The 18,469-nt window shown below is 42.4% G+C and carries 4 protein-coding genes; all 4 read right to left on the reverse strand.

Features of this window, described 5'->3' with window-relative positions; genetic code table 11:
• On the reverse strand, positions 1-298 hold a 298-nt coding region (locus PULV_RS00280; RefSeq protein WP_193330587.1), incomplete at its 3' end, for a TubC N-terminal docking domain-related protein.
• Entirely contained in the window at positions 298-10,065 is a 9,768-nt protein-coding gene (locus PULV_RS00285; protein ID WP_193330588.1) for a non-ribosomal peptide synthetase, read from the reverse strand. The genes PULV_RS00280 and PULV_RS00285, both read right to left, overlap by 1 nt.
• Entirely contained in the window at positions 10,062-13,457 is a 3,396-nt protein-coding gene (locus PULV_RS00290) for a non-ribosomal peptide synthetase (protein ID WP_193330589.1), read from the reverse strand. Before PULV_RS00290 ends, PULV_RS00285 begins: the two co-directional genes overlap by 4 nt.
• Positions 13,458-13,459: 2 nt before the next feature.
• Positions 13,460-18,469 (reverse strand): non-ribosomal peptide synthetase (locus PULV_RS00295; RefSeq protein ID WP_193330590.1); only part of this gene is annotated, 5,010 nt, incomplete at its 5' end.

Genomic DNA, 18,469 nt, shown 5'->3' on the forward strand with positions numbered 1-18,469 from the left:
AAGACATGTTGTAATGGGCTGAGCCCCCTTCAAACTTATCTATTGCCCACAATCGTTGTTGTGCAAATGACAACTGCTGAGGTACATTTCTTTCTTTTACACGGGGTATAGCCTCTATTGCAGGCTTCTTAGCATAATTTTGTAAGAAATCGGCAATAGCGTGCTTGTTTTCAGAGATTCTGGCTTTTAGCTCTGCCGTAAATTGTCCGCCTTTTTGCAGTTTAAAACCTAAACGTCCATTTTCTACGAACAGCTTTACACCGTTTTCTGCAGCTTCTCTTACAACTTCAGAAACCATTACAACCACCCCTCATCTTCTACTTCAAGATTTTCGCCTTCTTGAATGTCAACGGATTCAGCTAGTTTTCGGTTTTCAACCAGTTGAGCTAACCCTCCGATGGATTGGGCTTCGATAAGCTCTGGCACTGTTAAGCAAATGTCATATTCTGTGTTTAGTAGATACATAAACTGGATCAGCATTAAAGAGTTGCCACCTAGTTCAAAAAAGCCTGATGTCATGCTAATAGCAGATGAATCGATATTCAGGAATCGAGCTGTCAATTCAGCTAAATTCAGCTCTGTTTCAGTGACAGGTGCTACGACGGTTTCTGTTTGAATAATAGCTTCAGGCTCAGGAAGAAGCTGATGATTAACTTTGCCGTTGGCGGTAATTGGCAATGATGAAATTACATTGACGTACTTAGGAACCATGTATTCCGGTAGCATTGTACTCAATTGCGAAACCACACTGGCCACATCAATCGCATCTGTCGAAACCAGATAAGCGCATAATGCCGCATGACCATTTACATCTTTTGCAATTACTTCCAGTCCGTTAAGCTTAACCACCTTGTTAATCGCAGATTCCACTTCGCCAATTTCAATGCGATAGCCATTCAGCTTGATTTGATTATCAACACGACCAATGTAGTCAAGTTCACCAACGCTATTCCACTTCACTAGATCACCTGTTTTATAAACAGGTACACGCAAATTGCTAGTAACAACTTGTTCTACAAAACGTGCCCGCGTATCAGCGCTACGGTTCAGATAGCCTGCGCTTACCGCAGTTCCCCCAACAACGAGTTCGCCTGGCGTACCAATTGGCGCCAAAAGCCCATCTTCACCTACCACAAAACACATGTAACCCGGTAGCGGCATACCAATAGGCGGAGCTTGTTTATACATGCGACTAAAATCGATTTCATGAGTGGTAGCTACGACCGTTGTTTCTGTCGGGCCATAAGTATTGAGCACTCGAACCTTATCCTTAAACTTGTCATACCACTGTTTTATTGACTCTAGCTTCATCGCTTCACCACCAACAATACATGTTGTAAGTGATGTAAGACGATCAACATCTTGCATCATAGCTTCCCGCGCCATAACAGCCCAGAACGCTGTTGGTAACGACATAACAGATACAGAATTAGCTTGGATAAACTGAGCTAAGCCCTCTAGATCCGATTGTAATTGGCTTGGTTTCATAACGAGCGTGCGCCCGCTCAACACGGATAAACATAACTCTTCAATAAAAATATCGAAGCTGATATTGGAGAACTGCAATACTCGATCACGCTCTGTCAATTGATAGCGAGCATTTACCGCCGCACAATAGCTACTCAAGTTAGCATGCGTAACTTGTACGCCTTTTGGCTTACCCGTTGTTCCTGAGGTATAGATGATGTACGCGACTTGTTCAGTTGAAGTAAGCGGTTCCTCAAGTATTCGATCTTCTTCGTCAAACCTTGCAAAAAGATCCGACAGTATTTGAGTATTAGCTCCCTTAAACACTGCATCTTGACTCAAACTTTCCTGAGTCAATACTGTCTTAATATTTGCATCGTCAATCATAAATTGAATACGATCAGCAGGATAAGTTGGAGAAAGCGGTACATAAGTTGCTCCTATCTTCCACAGAGCAAGTACGACAACAATTAAGTCGGTATTCGCCTCCATAAAGACACCCACAGGCTCATTTGGCGCTACGGCGTTCTCAAGCAATACGCAAGCTAACTGATTAACTTTATCGTTAAGCGCTTCGTATGTGAGCGTTCCTCTTTCGTCCACAACTGCGGTAGTCGTCAGTGCCTGCTGTGTGGCTCCCTCAAACAATTTCGTTGCATGGCTTAATGCTGTAGGTTCATTAATTTGGCCGCCCCAATGTAGGAGCTGCTCTATTTCAGCTTGGGCAAGTAATGGTACGGTTGCTAAAGTAGAATGACCATTGCTATCTATCATGTCTGCAACAGCAGCGGCGAAATAAGCCAAGTATTGTTCAACCTGAGCCTGTGCAAAGTCGTCTACGCTCAGCTGTAGGTTTAATAATAAAGATTCGCTCGTCGGGTCATGGCTAAACAAAATATCGAATGCATAGTTTACTGATTCACCCACCTGCGTATTAAGTTGCTGAAGTGGATTGACCCCTTCATCATTTCGGTCAGCTAAATCATTAGCAACATGAAAGTTCACGTAGTTAAACAGAGCACCAGAAAAGTCCATACCTAGATCTTCCTGAATTTGTGCCACAGGATAATGACGATGCGCCCAAGTGTTGTTTAATTGGCAGCTCACTTGGGCAATAAACTGTACCCAACTAGAATTTTGTATATCCGCAACTACTGGTTGAGTATTGAGATAAAGACCAAGTGCTTGTTCACTGCCTGCTACTTCCAGACGACCATGACCTACTACTGAAGACGTTGTCCTTGTAGTACCATTTACTTTTGCAAGCACATATAAATGTACTGCCAATAACACGATGCGAACCGGAACTCTTAAACGTTGCGCCAATTCAGTAAGAGCAATATTACGGCCCGATAGATCTAATTCCCCTTTGTAGTGGCGAGTTACGTCTTCACCACTCCATTTGAGCAGTGTTGCATCCGATAATAGTTGTTGGAAGTAAGCTTTAGATGACTCGCTGTCAATCGCTTGCAATTCTTCTGCAATGTACTGACTAAACTTAGGTAGTGTTGGGCGAGATATTAGCACTTGGCCGTTTATCAAGTCCTGATAATCTTTGCATAACTCTGTTATCAACGACGCCACACTCCAGCCATCTAAGATAGCGTGATGGTGAGATAGGACTATTGCAAACTTGCCTGTATTTGAAAGAAATACATTAATGCGCCACTGTATTTCTTGATCAGAAAAATGATTATCACTCTCCTTTTCAAGGAATGACGATACCGTCTGTTGAAATTCCGTTTCATCCATCGTACGCAAGTCAAAAACTTGGTATGGCAATGCAATATGATTATGTACCAGCTGTAACATTCTTTCGGAAAGTGAGTCAAAACTCGTACGCAAAATTTCATGACGAGCTACTGATGCATTCAGTGCTTGTACAAAACATTCTTCATGCCAATCTTCGGTGACCCAATACGGTTCCACAATGTGGTAGTTTCCGTCTTTCAATTGGTGATAAATCGAGCCCAGTTGTAAGTTAGACAAAGGATAAGCGTCTTCATATAAATCTAGATTAAGCTGTGCTCGTTCCGATTCACTTAACAAGGAAAACGCATCTACGGGGCCAACATTATTGCCGCCTTCTTCACCATCTAAATTTGCCACGAGCGTTTCAATTGTTTGGTGCAGCATCAAAGATTTAACGGAGACAGCAATGCCAGCACTCTTAGCCATATTCACTACTTTCACCATCAATATTGAATCTCCGCCTAGGCTGAAAAAGTTATCTCTAACACCTACACGTTCAACTTGGAGAGCCTGTTCCCACACGTAACAAAGTACTTCTTCTGCCTCATTGCTCGGTGGAATATATTGTTCGCTGCCGTAAGCAGTCGCATCTGGCTCAGGTAATGCTTTACGATCGACCTTACCTGTCACTGTAATGCTAAACTTTGGAACACAGACAAATGCCGATGGGATCATGTAACTAGGCAAACTCGAACCTAGTTGCGTTCTGACGTCTTCTGGCGTCAAATTTGATTGCGTTTCAAGATAAGCAATAAGTTGATTATCGCCAGCTTGATTTTTGCGCACCAATACAACGGCAGCCGAAACTTTTGGCAGTACATTTAATCGTGCTTCTATTTCAGATAGCTCAACACGAAACCCTCTGACTTTGACCTGATGGTCATTTCGACCAAGAAACTCAATCGTGCCATCTTTCCTGATCAAAGCCTGATCACCCGTGCAGTAAATGCGTTCACCTTTAGTAGTGAGTGAATTGTTGATGAATTTTTCTCGTGTCATCTCAGGCAAGTTACGATAACCGCGCGCTAGGCCCGGCCCTCCAACCGATAACTCACCCACAACTCCTGTTGGCACCAATTCACCTTGTGCATCTAAAACGAATATTTGCGTGTTACTTAAAGGGCCTCCTATAGGAACAATTTTGTCGTCAGCCAATTGGCATAGTGTGGCATCAAAATATGTTGCGTCTATCACGGACTCAGTTTGACCGTATATATTGAAGCAACGAGCCTGCGCACTGAGCATATTACGTAAGCGACGCAAATCACGTCCATGCCACGCTTCTGAACCTACCAATACATGACTGATCGTATCAAGTTGCGTTCCCTTTCCTTCTGTGTATTCCATCATGCTGCGCAATAGGCTTGGTACAACATCGATAAATGTCACTCGATTGTTCGCAATAATGTTACATAGTACTTCTGTATCGAGTAACCACTCTTTGCGACACAAAACAAGTTTGCCCCCTGTGGACAAGCTTTTAACAATATCGCCTAAGAAGATATCTACGGATAGTCCTGCCATTTGGAGTACCGTTGGCGGAGTGTTAACAAGATCAAAGGCATCATCCCATCCGTAAAAACGTGCAATCATGGCTTGGTGCTCAACCATTACGCCTTTAGCTTTACCCGTAGTGCCTGAGGTATAAGTCATATATGCGATATGATCAGATCGAACCATTTGAGCTGATACTGCAGAAGGTTCAATAACTGTTGTAAGGATTTCATCAATAGTAATGACTGGCGTGTTTCCTTGCTCAATTAGTCGAGAAGCATGATCTACGATGACCAATGGCGCTGCGCTATCAGTTAGAATATGTGCGATTCTTTCATTCGGAAGCTCATCATCGATTGGCACATAAGCCAAGCCCGCTTTCAAGATACCCAATACAGTCACTACTGAAGCAACTGTTCTCTCCATACTGATAGCAATAAAAGTTTCAGGCGCCCAGCCTTTATCGATGATAAATACTGCGACTCGAGTAGCCAGTTCATTAACTTCTTGGTAGGTATATGATTTATCTCCATCTACCAATGCGATAGTCATTGGTGTTTTTTGGGATTGTATGTCTATCAAGTCGTGAATCGTCATGTCCTTTGGAAATGCACGTTCATTATCATTGAAGTCACACAACAAGAACTGGCGCTCTTTGGCTGATACCACTGGCAACGTGGACAACGGTTGCTGTAGAAAATCTGGTGAAGCCATCGCTGTGAGTAAAGTAGCAAACCTATCGGCAAACTGTTCTACTGTTGAAGCGGAATACAACTGCGTGTTGAATTCAAAACTCAATTCCAATTCGTGCTCTGCTTCACTGACATCTAGAGTTAAATCAAATTGCGCAGTTGTGTGTACTTCATCCAGCACATCAAAGGTCACGTCTTCAAGTGCCAAATCTTGTGATTCAATGGTGTCGACAGATAAGGCTATTTGGAATATCGGCGAATAGCTGGCACTACGTTCAGGCTGTAATGCTTCTACCAACATTTCAAACGATAATGATTGATGGGCTTGAGCAGAAACGTTCACCCCTTTCACATATTCGAGGTATTGCGATAGCGTCAACTCCTTCCGGTAATCAGTTCTCAACGCAATCATGTTGATAAAAAAGCCAATCAACGGCGCGATTTCGCTGTTTAATCTATTCGCGCTAGGCGTACCAATTACGATGTCTTCTGCTTGACTATGACGAGCAACAAATATCGACAATGCCGCATGCATGATCATAAACAAGCTACAATCGCTGTCCTGAGCAAGCTGCTTAAGTCCTTTTAATACAGCTTTGTCGACTGAAAATTTCACCAGTGAACCTTGATTTTCCAGCACTTGTGGTCGTGCAAAGTCTAAAGGTAAATCATGCACAGGAGGGATGCCGGCTAATTGATTTTTCCAATAAACCAAATCGTCTTCGAATGCACCTTGTGTATGCTTTTCTCGTTGCCAAAATGCATAGTCTTTGTACTGAATTGGCAAATCATTAAGTACTGGTGCTTGGTTGCCTTGAGAATATGCTTTGTACAAAGTGATAAATTCATCAACCAAGATCTTCATTGACCAGCCATCTGATGCAATGTGATGCATGTTGAATAATATAAATTTGCCTAATTGACCTGCTTCAACAAAAGACACCTTAAGGAGCACATCCGCATCAAGTTGGAAAGTTTGCTGGCTGTGTTGCTCTATCAACTCCGTTAACAACGCTGGCTCAAAATCATCATTGACAGTTAAATCAATACAATTAAGCTGGAATGGCTGGTGTTTAAGAATTTCCTGCCATGCGCCTGCTTCATCGTGTTTGAATACAGTCCTTAACACTTGATGTCGTTCGACAATTTTTGAAAGTGCCTGCTCTGCACAACGTATGTTAAATTCGCCAGACACTTTCATTGCCAATGGCATGTTGTATTGTGTTGAACCACTTTCTAACTGATCAATAAACCACAAACGTTGTTGAGCGAATGACAAAGGAAGTCGATTATTTTGCGTACAAGGAGTAATTTTTTCACATTTACTTCCTGAATGAACTAAATCTTCAACTGCATTAGCTAACCCAGCAAGGTTTTTTTGTTCAAAAACTACCTGAACTGATAAATCAATATTAAATGTTTGATTAATCTCCGAGACCAATTGAATCGCGGTTAATGAATGCCCGCCAAGCTTAAAGAAATTATCAAAACGGGAAATAAACTCCACTTGTAAAAGTTGAGCCCATAGCTTTGCTAGCTGCTTTTCTGTCGGTGTTTCAGGTGCAGATATTTCACTGCTTCGTTGCATTGATTCCTGAATTTTTGGTAATGATTTATAATCAACTTTTCCGTTTGTAGTTAACGGAATTGACGCTATTTGGCTCAGCGCAGAAGGCACCATATATTCTGGTAGTTGTTCTGCTAAATAGCTTGTCACGGCATCAGCCGACAACTCCGTTGAAGAAACAAAATATGCAACAATACGTTTTTGACCGCTCTGTTCATCAACCGTGACTACTGCCTGTGAAATATCCTTGTGTTTAGTGAGCTGTACTTCAATTTCTGATAATTCAACCCTGTACCCACGAATTTTGACCTGATTATCGATACGGCCCGCGTACTCTAATTCACCTTTGTAATTGAAATTGGCGAGATCACCTGTTTTGTACCCGCGTGTAAATGTACCGTCAAGTCTTTGGAATGTAACAAATCGTGCCGTTTGATCTGCTGGTCGATTCAAATATCCACGTGCCACGCCACTACCGGCAACCAGTAACTCTCCAGTTACTCCTTGCGGCAAAATATTGTTTTTCTCATCAACAACGTAGGTCTGTACATGACCAAATGGAACGCCAATAGGAATAGTCGAGTTTTGAGTGTAGGCCTTGGTTACACGAAATGATGAAGCAACAACCGTAGTTTCTGTTGGCCCATATGTGTTAATTAATGTAGGACGCTTTGCACTTTCGAACCAGCGATTAACAAGCTCAAGATTAACGGCTTCTCCTCCAATAATGACTATACGCATTGATTTGGGCAGAGCGTCGTTGTAACGACTGATTTGATGCCAAAACGCTGTAGGTAAACTTACAACTGAAATTGAGAATTCATGACATAAACTCCAAAAAGCGTCTACGCTACTCATCCAACGCTCATCGCGCAGCACTAACGCGGCTCCTTGGCTTAGCGTAACGAAACACTCTTCAATGGAAATATCAAATGAGAATGATGAGAATTGCAACACATTGTCAAAGCTTGTAATTTGGTATTCCTGCTGAGCCGCCGCAACATAATGGTTCAGTTGGTCGTGCTCAATCATCACTCCTTTTGGCACTCCTGTAGAACCAGACGTGTACATTAAATAGGCCAATGAATCGTCAATTATTTCTACCTTAGGCTTCTCAGTTGACTGATTTTCTAAAGCGACCTTATCTAAGTTTATTTTCGTAGTTACCTCACCGAGTAGCAATTCCGTCACGCTGTTGGTGATAAGTAATGCAGGCTGAGAGTCTTTAAGTACTAGTTCAATTCGATTTGCAGGACTATCAGGATCAATTGGAGTATATGCTGCTCCCGCTTTAAGAGTAGCAAGCATTGCCACAACCATTTGTTCTGAGCGTGGTAAACATAGCGCTACAATATCGCCTGGCTCAAGACCTTTTTGAATGAAATAGTTAGCCAGTTGATTTGATTTCGATTCAAGCTGTTGATAAGTCATGTGATAGATTGAATCATTCTGTACCCAAGTCAATGCACGTGCATTAGGGCTAGCTTCAGCCCAAGATTCAAAATCCCTAAGAACCGAATTAGGTGATTCAATTGGACTATCTGAACAAGACAATTCCATAACGTGAATAGCTGTTTCTGGATCAATAATTGTTAACTCTGAAACTTGCTTTTGCGGGCTTTTACTAACGTCAATTACCATAGCCTCAAATGATTTGAACACTCTCTCCATAGCATCAAAATCGAACAAGTCTGTATTGTAAACAAGCTCAAACAGTATGGTGTCACCTTCATCGATTGCATCCAATTCAAGGTCGAACTTAGCAAAAGACTCACCAGAAGAAACAGGTGTAAACCGCACGTCTTTCAGGTCTGATTCAGATGCTTCATATGTATCCATAGAAAACATGATTTGAAACGCAGGGTTGTATGCTAAATTTCGCTCTATATTTAGCGTTGCCAGCACTTCATCAAATGGAAGGTACTGATTAACTTGCGCATCTACATTGACCTGTTTTACGTGCTCAAGGAATTCAAAGAAAGTCAGGTTCGAATCATAAGTGGTACGTAATACAAGGGTATTGACAAACATGCCGATAAGCGACTCAAGCCCTTGTTGCTTGCGATTAGCAGCTGGAGTACCTATAACGACATCAGATTGGCCACTGTATCTTGCAATAAACACAGCGAAAGCAGCATGCAATAGCATAAACATTGTCGCACCAGTTTGCTCAGATAGCTTTCTAAGCGCGGCAGTATGAGATTGACTTAAGCGGCGGCGCTTCTTGATACCATTATTCGTTTGACGAGCTGGCCTTGGAAAATCAATTGGAAATTGATGCAATAACGGTAAGTCTTCTAGTTGTGACTTCCAATACGCTATTTGCTCGTCCAGTAGGCCATTTTCCATCCATTGCTGTTGCGTATACGCATAATCGGCATACTGTATCGGCATCTTTGGAAGCTCAGCAGCATCGCCGATAATCATTGCTTCATAAATGGCGACAAATTCTTCAATAAGCAAAGAAATTGAAAAACCATCACCCGCTATATGATGAATATTAAGGATCAAAAACTGGCGCGAACTACTCGTTTCTATCAAATCAGCTCGAACCATCAAATCTTTTGTTAAATCAAAAGGCTGAATAACAGTTCTGTACAGTAAAGCAGTTAACTCGTCCCCTTCTGCATCTGTTTTTTGAAATCCAATTTCAATTTGCGCATCTTCATTGACTTTTTGCCATGCTTGCCCGTCATCTTCAAAGTAAATTGAGCGCAAGATTTCATGGCGCTGCACGATCTGTTGCAGCGCTCGATTAGCTATTTGTGTATCAAATTGGCCTTCAACTTCCAAAACGCGAGACATATTATAGTGTTCGCTAGCGCCTTCCATACGGTCGATCAACCATAAACGCTTTTGAGCGAAAGACAGTGGGAGTTTATTCTTATCCAATTGAGCAGTGCAAGGACTGATCACATCCATCGATTCCAACATCTTTAAATGTGTCACGATAGGCGCTTTCTTCGCTTTTATCGTCTCAATAATTTCAGACGTAACGCGACCTTTAGGTGCATCTATTTTTAGTGCTTCGCCATCCAGATAAAGTTGGATATCTTGCTGTTTTAATTCAGTTATTAGCTGGTTGATGCTCATAGCTCAACAATCTCTCTTTCTTCGATGCTTGATTCTTCGGTGGTGGAAACTTGCTCGGCTATAAACAGAGCAAGTTGCGTAATGCTGTCATGAACGTAGAAGTCTCTAACAGACAGCTCTATGCCTAATGTTTCTTTTGATACGCCTGCGAGTTTTACGAACTGCAATGAGTGCAGTCCCAATTGTGTAAAGCGAGCTGAACAACTAGCTTTAACTAGTCCAAATTGTTGGTGAAGTAGCTCACAAATTTTACTTTCCATTTCCGTTTGTGGTGCAACGTAACTGTCTAGTAACAGATCTTTCGATTGCATTTTCGATAGGGAATTTCTATCTACTTTGCCGTTGTTATTCAGTGGAAAGGCAGGTAGTTCTTGATAGCGACTGGGCCACATAAATTGCGGAAGATGTTGCTCGACCCAAGCTTGAATATTCTCAATGTGAAGTGCATTTGCTCCAACCAAATAAGCTGATAAATAAGGCTGGCTGTTGCTATCACGCTCTAACAATACAACCGCCTGCTGGATATCTGCATAGCGGAGTAAAGAAGCCTCTATTTCTGACAACTCGATTCGATAACCGCGAAGTTTTACTTGATGGTCATTACGTCCAACATAAGCATATTCACCGTTAGCTTGAACAGATACAAGATCGCCTGTTTGGTACAAACGTTCGACACTACCGTTATACAATTGAATTTCTCTAAAGCGTTCGGCGGTCAAGTCATCTCGGTTAAAGTAGCCACGGGCAAGTCCTTTACCACCGATATAAAGCTCTCCGACAGTGCCAATAGGGCACTGTTCACCATGCGCACCGAGTACGTGAAGTGAGACGTGAGGAGCTGCAAAGCCAATAGATACCGCATCGTTGTCAGATTCGAATATTTTGACACTAGACCATACTGTTGACTCTGTTGGGCCATATTCATTCATCAAAACTGCTTGTGGTTGTAAAGCGAAATGTTTCGCTTTAACTGTGTCAGACAAACTCTCCCCTGCACAAATGACGTTGGTTAACGAATGACCATTTATGTGTTCAATGATCGCATCGTAAAAGCCCGGCAAAAATATAGCGTGAGTAAGCGCGTATTCATCAATTGTTGCGGCTACTTGTGGAGCGTCTTTTGCTTTTTCTGTCGGTAATAAATGAAGTTCGCCACCACAACCAAGTCCCCAATATATGGCAGGGACTGAGGAGTCGAAGGCAAATGAAGAAACCAGTAAAAAACGTTCTGGCGTAACATAGTGTGACGCGATTCTCGCTAACGTAGATTCGCGCAAAGCGCCATGCTCAATCATGACCCCTTTTGGATTACCTGTAGAGCCCGATGTATAAATAACATAAGCGAGAGTTGAATCGTTTATTGCAATGATTGGCGTTGGTAATGACGTTGAATGTGCTGCTAATACCTCATTTTCGATCACGACCAATGAGCTAGTATTCAATGATGGAACTGTGATAGTGCTATCGCTATCAGCTAGAATCAGCGCGGGTCCACTTTCATTCAAAATGTGCTTAATACGCGTTTGTGGGTAGCTAGGATCTATAGGTACGTATGCACAACCCGCTTTTAATACACCCAACATACTTGCGACAAAATCTAAGCCCGGTTTCATCAGAATGGCGACAATACTGTTGTCAGGTGCAACCGTTTCTAGAATAAGATGTGCTATTTGGTTAGACCGCATATCTAATTGAGAAAATGTAATCACCTCATCTTCGTAGCGAATTGCGACTTTGTCTGGGTTGGCTTGAGATTGCATTTGCACTAATTCATGCGCATATTCCGCTTGATGTTCAATAGGCCACGGGGAAGTCGACGCTTTAGTTAACATAGCCAGCTCTTCTTCTTTAAAAATATTGAGCTGCGAAGCAGGTAATGCTGGATTTTCACAAGCCTCACTTAGTAGCGATTCAACACCCCGTGCAATTCGGTCAGATAAATCAGCACTGAACAGCGCTTCTTTAAATTCAAAAGCCAATGAAAGAGTGCTGCCTTCATCAACAGCAGTTAGTGTTAAGTCAAAGTTTGTCGTACTTTTATCGATAGCCACTTCTTCGAACGAAACATTGCTCCCATTCAATGCTTGTTGTTCATAGCTCTGCATCGAAAACATCACTTGAAACAAAGGCGTTGAATATTCGTTATGATTTGGCGCTAGGCGCTCTACAAGCATTTCGAAAGGAACAACCTGATTTGCTTGCCCTGCTAGAGAAACCTTTTTCGATTGTTTAAGCAACTGTTCAAACGTGTTGGTTAAATCACAATCCAGACGCAACACTAGAGTGTTGAGAAAACAACCTACCAAGCCTTCCAGCTGCTCCGCAGGTCTTGTTACAACTGGCGTCCCCATAACAACATCCGATTGATTGCTAAATCGAGCTAGGACAATTGAAAATGCCGTATGAAGCACCATAAACATAGTGACTTGATGTTGCTTAGCTAGTGCTCTAAGAGCAATGACCGCCTCTTCATTAACGATCGCTTTGACTATGCGACTTGCGTTTGACGGGACACCTTCCCTAACTGTATTTGTCGTTAATTGATGGCTTTCTGGTAACTCTTTAAGTTGATTTTGCCAATAATCCAGCTGTTGCTCGAAAACATCTTTCATCAACTCATCGTTTTGCCACGCTGCATAGTCAGCATATTGAATTGGCAAATTGTTGAGCGTAATATCTTCTTGCGTGCTCAACGACTGATATAGTGTTTGAAATTCATCAACAAGAATCGCTAAGGACCACCCATCTACGGCAATATGGTGCAAATCGAAGAAAATCACACCAACAGGATCTGACGAGTCTTTCTTAGATAAAGCACAATTAAGGTAGCTCACTCTAATGGGTAAATCACATGCTAAATCAAAGTGATGAGCCCCCTGCTTAGCGAGCCATTGAGTGACCGCATTATCACGATTGGTATTATTTGGTAACACCTCTTCTGCCAACTCGAATGAAAACTCTTCTTTAATCTGCTGTACAGGTTGACCATTTTCAATCACATAGATAGTGCGAAGAATTTCGTGTCTGTCGACAATCATACTCAACGCACGCTCTGCCAGCGACGTACAGAATTCTCCTCCGATATTAAACGCCGTCGATACCTTATATTGATGGCTGCTAAGGTGTGTCTGCTCCGACAGCCAGAAGCGACGTTGAGCAAATGATAGCGGCGCAGTATGCAAGCTCTGTTTTTTGAGTTCTGGTAACTTAATACTCGCGACTTCAGATTCTTGACTTAGAAAGTCAATAATTTGTTGTTTATGAGATTTAATAACCTCTACTTGCTCTGGTTTTATCGCGCCAGGCGCTGATTTTGTTTTTAACTTGCCATTTTCCACAAAAAGACGAACTTCTTGTTTCGACAGGGTGTCGATAAATTTACTAATATTCATTCTTACCACTCTACTTCGTCGTATTCTTCAACAACGTCTTCTATGTGTTTATTGCGTTGAATTACAGTTTCTTTTTCTATCCAATGACACAGAGCACGTAACTCTGGTTGTTCAAAAATGACAGCTATCGGTAACGCAATCCTGTACTCTTGCTCAACCCGTGAAATTAACTTCATCGCCAAGAGAGAATGCCCTCCCAAATCAAAAAAGTTGTCTTCTAATCCGACTTGCTCCATATTTAAGATTTGTTGCCATATTTCACACACTTGCTTCTCTAAATCACTTTGCGGTGCACAATACTCAGCTCGGATAAAATCTTTTTCACTCGGCGCTGGCAATTGCTTCCTGTCGACCTTGCCATTTGCATTGATCGGCATAGCTTCAACATGAACAAAAGCGTTAGGAACCATGTAATCAGGTAGCACAGAAGAAAGTTGCTGCTTGAGGAGTTTCAACTCTTGAGATATTTCGCTAGTGAAGTAAACAACAAGCTGTGGTTCAGGTGAGTCGTTGCAATGTGCAACAGCCACACAACTAGTGATGCCCGTTATTTTGCTTAGCTGTGTTTCAATGTCGCCAAGCTCGATTCTAAAACCTCGAATTTTGACTTGATGGTCATCACGTCCAAAATAGACAAGTTCACCTGAATCATTGTTAATTTGAACAATATCGCCCGTTTTATACATGCGGCCATTTTCTACCCAATCACACTTGATAAAGCGTTCGCTTGTTAAGTCCTCAGATTGATAATATCCATTAGATAAACATTCGCCTGCGATATATAGCTCGCCCTGAGCACCTTTTGGCACGGGTTGTTCAAACTCGTCAAGTACATACAATTGAACATTTTGAATGGGCTGCCCAATTGACGGCAATGCTGGCCAGCTACTTGGCTCATTATCCAGTGTCAATGATGTAACTACGTGTGTTTCAGCCGGCCCGTAGTGGTTAACAAGTTGGCATTGTGTATGTGCGGCAAAAAACGTTCTGATTGAATCAGTAATGCGTAATCGCTCTGCACTGGAAATGACCACTTTCAGTGCCGGAAAGTGTATGATTTGCTTAGTACAAAGTTCACTTAAACTTTGTAAAGCTGCATACGGTAAATTAAGCACTTCTATTTGTTGCTCATCAATAACTCGGGCTAACAGCGCAGTATTTAATTGTGTATGTTTGTCAATTAGCTGAACGCTTCCGCCACTGGTTAGCGGCTTGAAGATATCTTCAAAACTAAGATCAAATCCAATCGATGAGAACTGTAACCATCGAGAGTCGCCATGTAGTGATGGTTCGGCGCGTTCCATGCCAACAAGGAGGTTAGCTAGGACACGTTGTGGCATTTCAATAGCTTTAGGTTTTCCCGTAGAACCCGAGGTATATAAGATGTATCCCAAATCATCGAGTGAGTAATTCATTGCTAAATTGGTGTCAGCTAAAGTCGCCATTGTTGCTGCCAAATCGCTGCTATCAATTTCTACCACTGGGCGGCTCACAAGTGATAACTCGCCGCACCATGCTTCAGTTGTCACTATGATAGTGTCGTCAGGTAAGTCACTTAAGATCATATTGATACGAGCGTTTGGTAGTGCAGTATCTATTGGTACATAGCCTGCGCCAGATTTAAGAATGGCTACAATTGATACGACTAGCTCAACTGAACGATCTAATAGTGTCACTATTGGCGTATTTGCACTGGCACCTTTGGCTTGAAGCAAGCGAGCCAACCTGTTTGCTTGCTCGTTCAATTGCGCGTATGTAATTTCTTCATTGTGAAAGCGCACCGCAATAGCACTGGCATTCGACTTAGCTTGTTGCTCGAACAACTCCGCTATAACAGGTCCAGAAGAGCTAGAAACCACATCACCGTATAAGGCAGAAACTTCTTTCTCACTTCCGACTATATTGAGTGCTAACAGTGGCTGGCCTTTGTTTTCTTTTAGCGCATCAACCAAGGTACGACAGGCATTTAGCATATAGTGCGTAATTGTCTTGGCGTTCACCCGTTGATCTACTTGCGCGCTAATTGAAAAACCTTGGCCCAAATCATCAATTGAGAATGTGATCGGGTAATTAGTTCTTTCCTTCACGGTCTTGAGATTGGCACCGGAAGCTTTCCATCGCTTGTTGACATCACTGTCTTCACTATCAACCTCAGAGTGACGATAATTTAGGATGCTATGGAATAGACTTACACCACCAGAAATGTCAGCACACTGTTCAGCAACAGCCGTGGGTATTTGCTCAAATGTCAATAATTCCGCGAGTTGTTTTTGCACAATCTCAACTGCTGATATAACGCTCATTTGATTGAGATCTACGCGCAATGGCAACGTATTGATAAACAAGCCTACGACTCGTTCTATTTCCTGTACACCTTGAAGACGTCCAGACAGCACTGAGCCAAATAAAACATCTTTGCTATTGCTTACTTTCGCCAATGTCAGAGCCCACGCAACATGAAATAATATGGCTGGACTCACAGATAGTTCGACGGCTGCTTGCCTAATCGCTTTTGACAAATGAGAATCAAGATCAAGCTGTAATTCTTCAAAAGTACTTATTTCATTGCTGTCGAAATCGATGGCAAATGGCGTGGTAATTTCTTCAAATCCCTGCATTTGAGCAGTGAAGAATTGACGAGCTGCATGAGTATCAGTGTTGACAATCGCGTTATGCAAGAATGATTCGTATCCTGCAGGAGCAGGTAATGTTGCTTCATTTCCTTCGAGGAATGCTAGAAGCTCCTCCTGAATAATTTCTAACGAAATATGATCGCTGATTAAATGATGTTCCTGAATAATTACAGACCAACTACCGTCTTTTTCGCACGCCATACAAGTTGCTTTAACAAGCGGTGCATGTTCCAAATCCATCCACTGATGTTCAGCAGAAAGATAATGAGTAGCGTTGGCAGTCAACTCTTTTTCAGAAGCGTATTCTTCATATGCAACCGACAACGGTATTGATTGGCATAAAACCTGAACGGGCATAGCCAACTCTTTCCACATAACTGCGGTGCGAAGTGCTTGATGACGTTGTACTACTTGCTCTAGCGCTTCAATAAATGACAACATTTGTTGTTTGCTATCAAACGAGTAGTGCATTGGTGTCACATATAAGTCGCTACCTTTCGACATCATATGATGAAACAAAATACCTTCTTGAAGAGGCGCCAAAGGGTAGATCCCTTCAACATTCGCCTGTCCACCTGGCACTTTGCTATAAATAATCTCACGTTCCTTTTGCGATAACGTTACACGAGATTGCAGCACCTTTTGAAAATCAACGGTGTCATTATTGTGGTTAGCTTCGCGCAGATGCTTAGCCATTTCAGAAAGTATTGGTTGAGCAAAAAACGTTCTGACATCGAGTTCGTATCCAGCAGTTTTCAACCTCGACAACACCTGCATACTCATCAATGAATGCCCGCCTAATTCAAAAAAGTGCGCATCAGCACTAATTTTGTCTCGCCGGAAAACCTCAGCCCAGATATTCACCAACAAGGCTTCTTCTTGCGTCTCTGCATCACGGAATGAGTCTACAGATGCCGACGTGTATTCAGGCTTACGCAGTGCCTTTCTATCTACTTTTTTATTCGGTGTCAGTGGCAATTCAGGTAGCTCAACAAATGCGCTTGGCACCATATAGTCGGGTAAATTTGCTACGAGAGACTTTTTAACTAAGCTTATGTCGCCAGTCTCCTGGTCCAAACATATGTAAGCGACCAAGGTTTTATTCCCAGGAATATCTTCTCTCGCAATAACAACACAGTCTCTAACGTTTGGTAGTGTCCGGATAGTCGTTTCGATTTCACCTAGCTCAATTCTAAATCCACGAATTTTCACTTGATGATCATCTCTACCGTAGTATTGAATAGCACCATCCAAAGAATACCGACCTAAGTCGCCAGTACGATAGATTCGGTCAAATTCAGTATTTAGCGGATTTAAGGGGAATCGTTCGTCCGTTAGTTCAGGCTGATTTAAATATCCACGCGCAATGCCGTGACCTGCAACACAAATTTCTCCCACTGCACCAAATGGTACAGGACGTAGTTCATTATCAAGGAGGTAAACGGCAGTATTTTGTATTGGCTGGCCTATGCTCAGCGTATTATCACGTAGTTCATGAGTAATAGACGTATTCACTGTGTATTCAGTTGGACCATACGCATTTACAAGGCGAGGCGAATGTCCAGCACGCTTAAACCATGCGTCCACTTTGTCTGGATTGAGTTGTTCACCACCTACGCTGATTTGTCGTAGCGATGCTGGAATCGGGCGAGCTTGGTCACTAACAACTTCGTGCCAAAATGCAGTAGGTAAATTCACCGCCGTGACACCAAATTGCTCGCATTTGTGCCAAAATGTTGCTACATCTGAAATCCAACTTTCATCTCGTAAGATGAGAGCACTTCCGTTGCCTAAAGCTCCAAAGACTTCTTCTACAGACATATCAAACGTTAAAGAAGCGAACTGAAGCACTCGATCATGTTGGCCGTATAGATATTCATCCGCCAATGCCTCAATCAGGTTCACCAATGATTGGTGTTCAATCATTACGCCTTTTGGTTTCCCCGTAGATCCAGAAGTGTAGATGATGTATGCGAGGTTACGTTCGCAGAGGTTGTCCACCTTCACGTTACCCTGCTCATCTAGCGATGTGCCACAATCATTAATATTTAAGGAATGTGCACCACTTGGGGCATTTTTCTGTGAATCTTGATTAACTATGATTAAATGGGGCTTAGCATCTTCGACAATATATTCAAGTCGATCAGCAGGGTGCTCAGGGTCAAGTGGTAAGTACGCCGCACCTGATTTTAGTGTCGCGTAAATAGCAACTATTGCATCAATACTACGGCTAATAAAAACACCTACGACAGACTCAACACAAACCCCTTTTTCAATCAACCCTAAAGCCAGTTGATTGGCACGGGCATTCAGTTGTACATAGGTCAACACTTCATCACCACACACCAACGCTATTGCATCCGGTGTTTGACTCGCGAA

The sequence above is a fragment of the Pseudoalteromonas ulvae UL12 genome (genome assembly GCF_014925405.1).
Taxonomy (GTDB): Bacteria; Pseudomonadota; Gammaproteobacteria; order Enterobacterales; family Alteromonadaceae; genus Pseudoalteromonas; species Pseudoalteromonas ulvae.

Excerpts from the sequence above, each read along its gene's own strand:
- PULV_RS00285 (WP_193330588.1), bottom strand. The coding sequence starts at position 10,065 with ATGAGCATCAACCAGCTAATAACTGAATTAAAACAGCAAGATATCCAA.
- PULV_RS00290 (WP_193330589.1), bottom strand. The coding sequence starts at position 13,457 with ATGAATATTAGTAAATTTATCGACACCCTGTCGAAACAAGAAGTTCGT.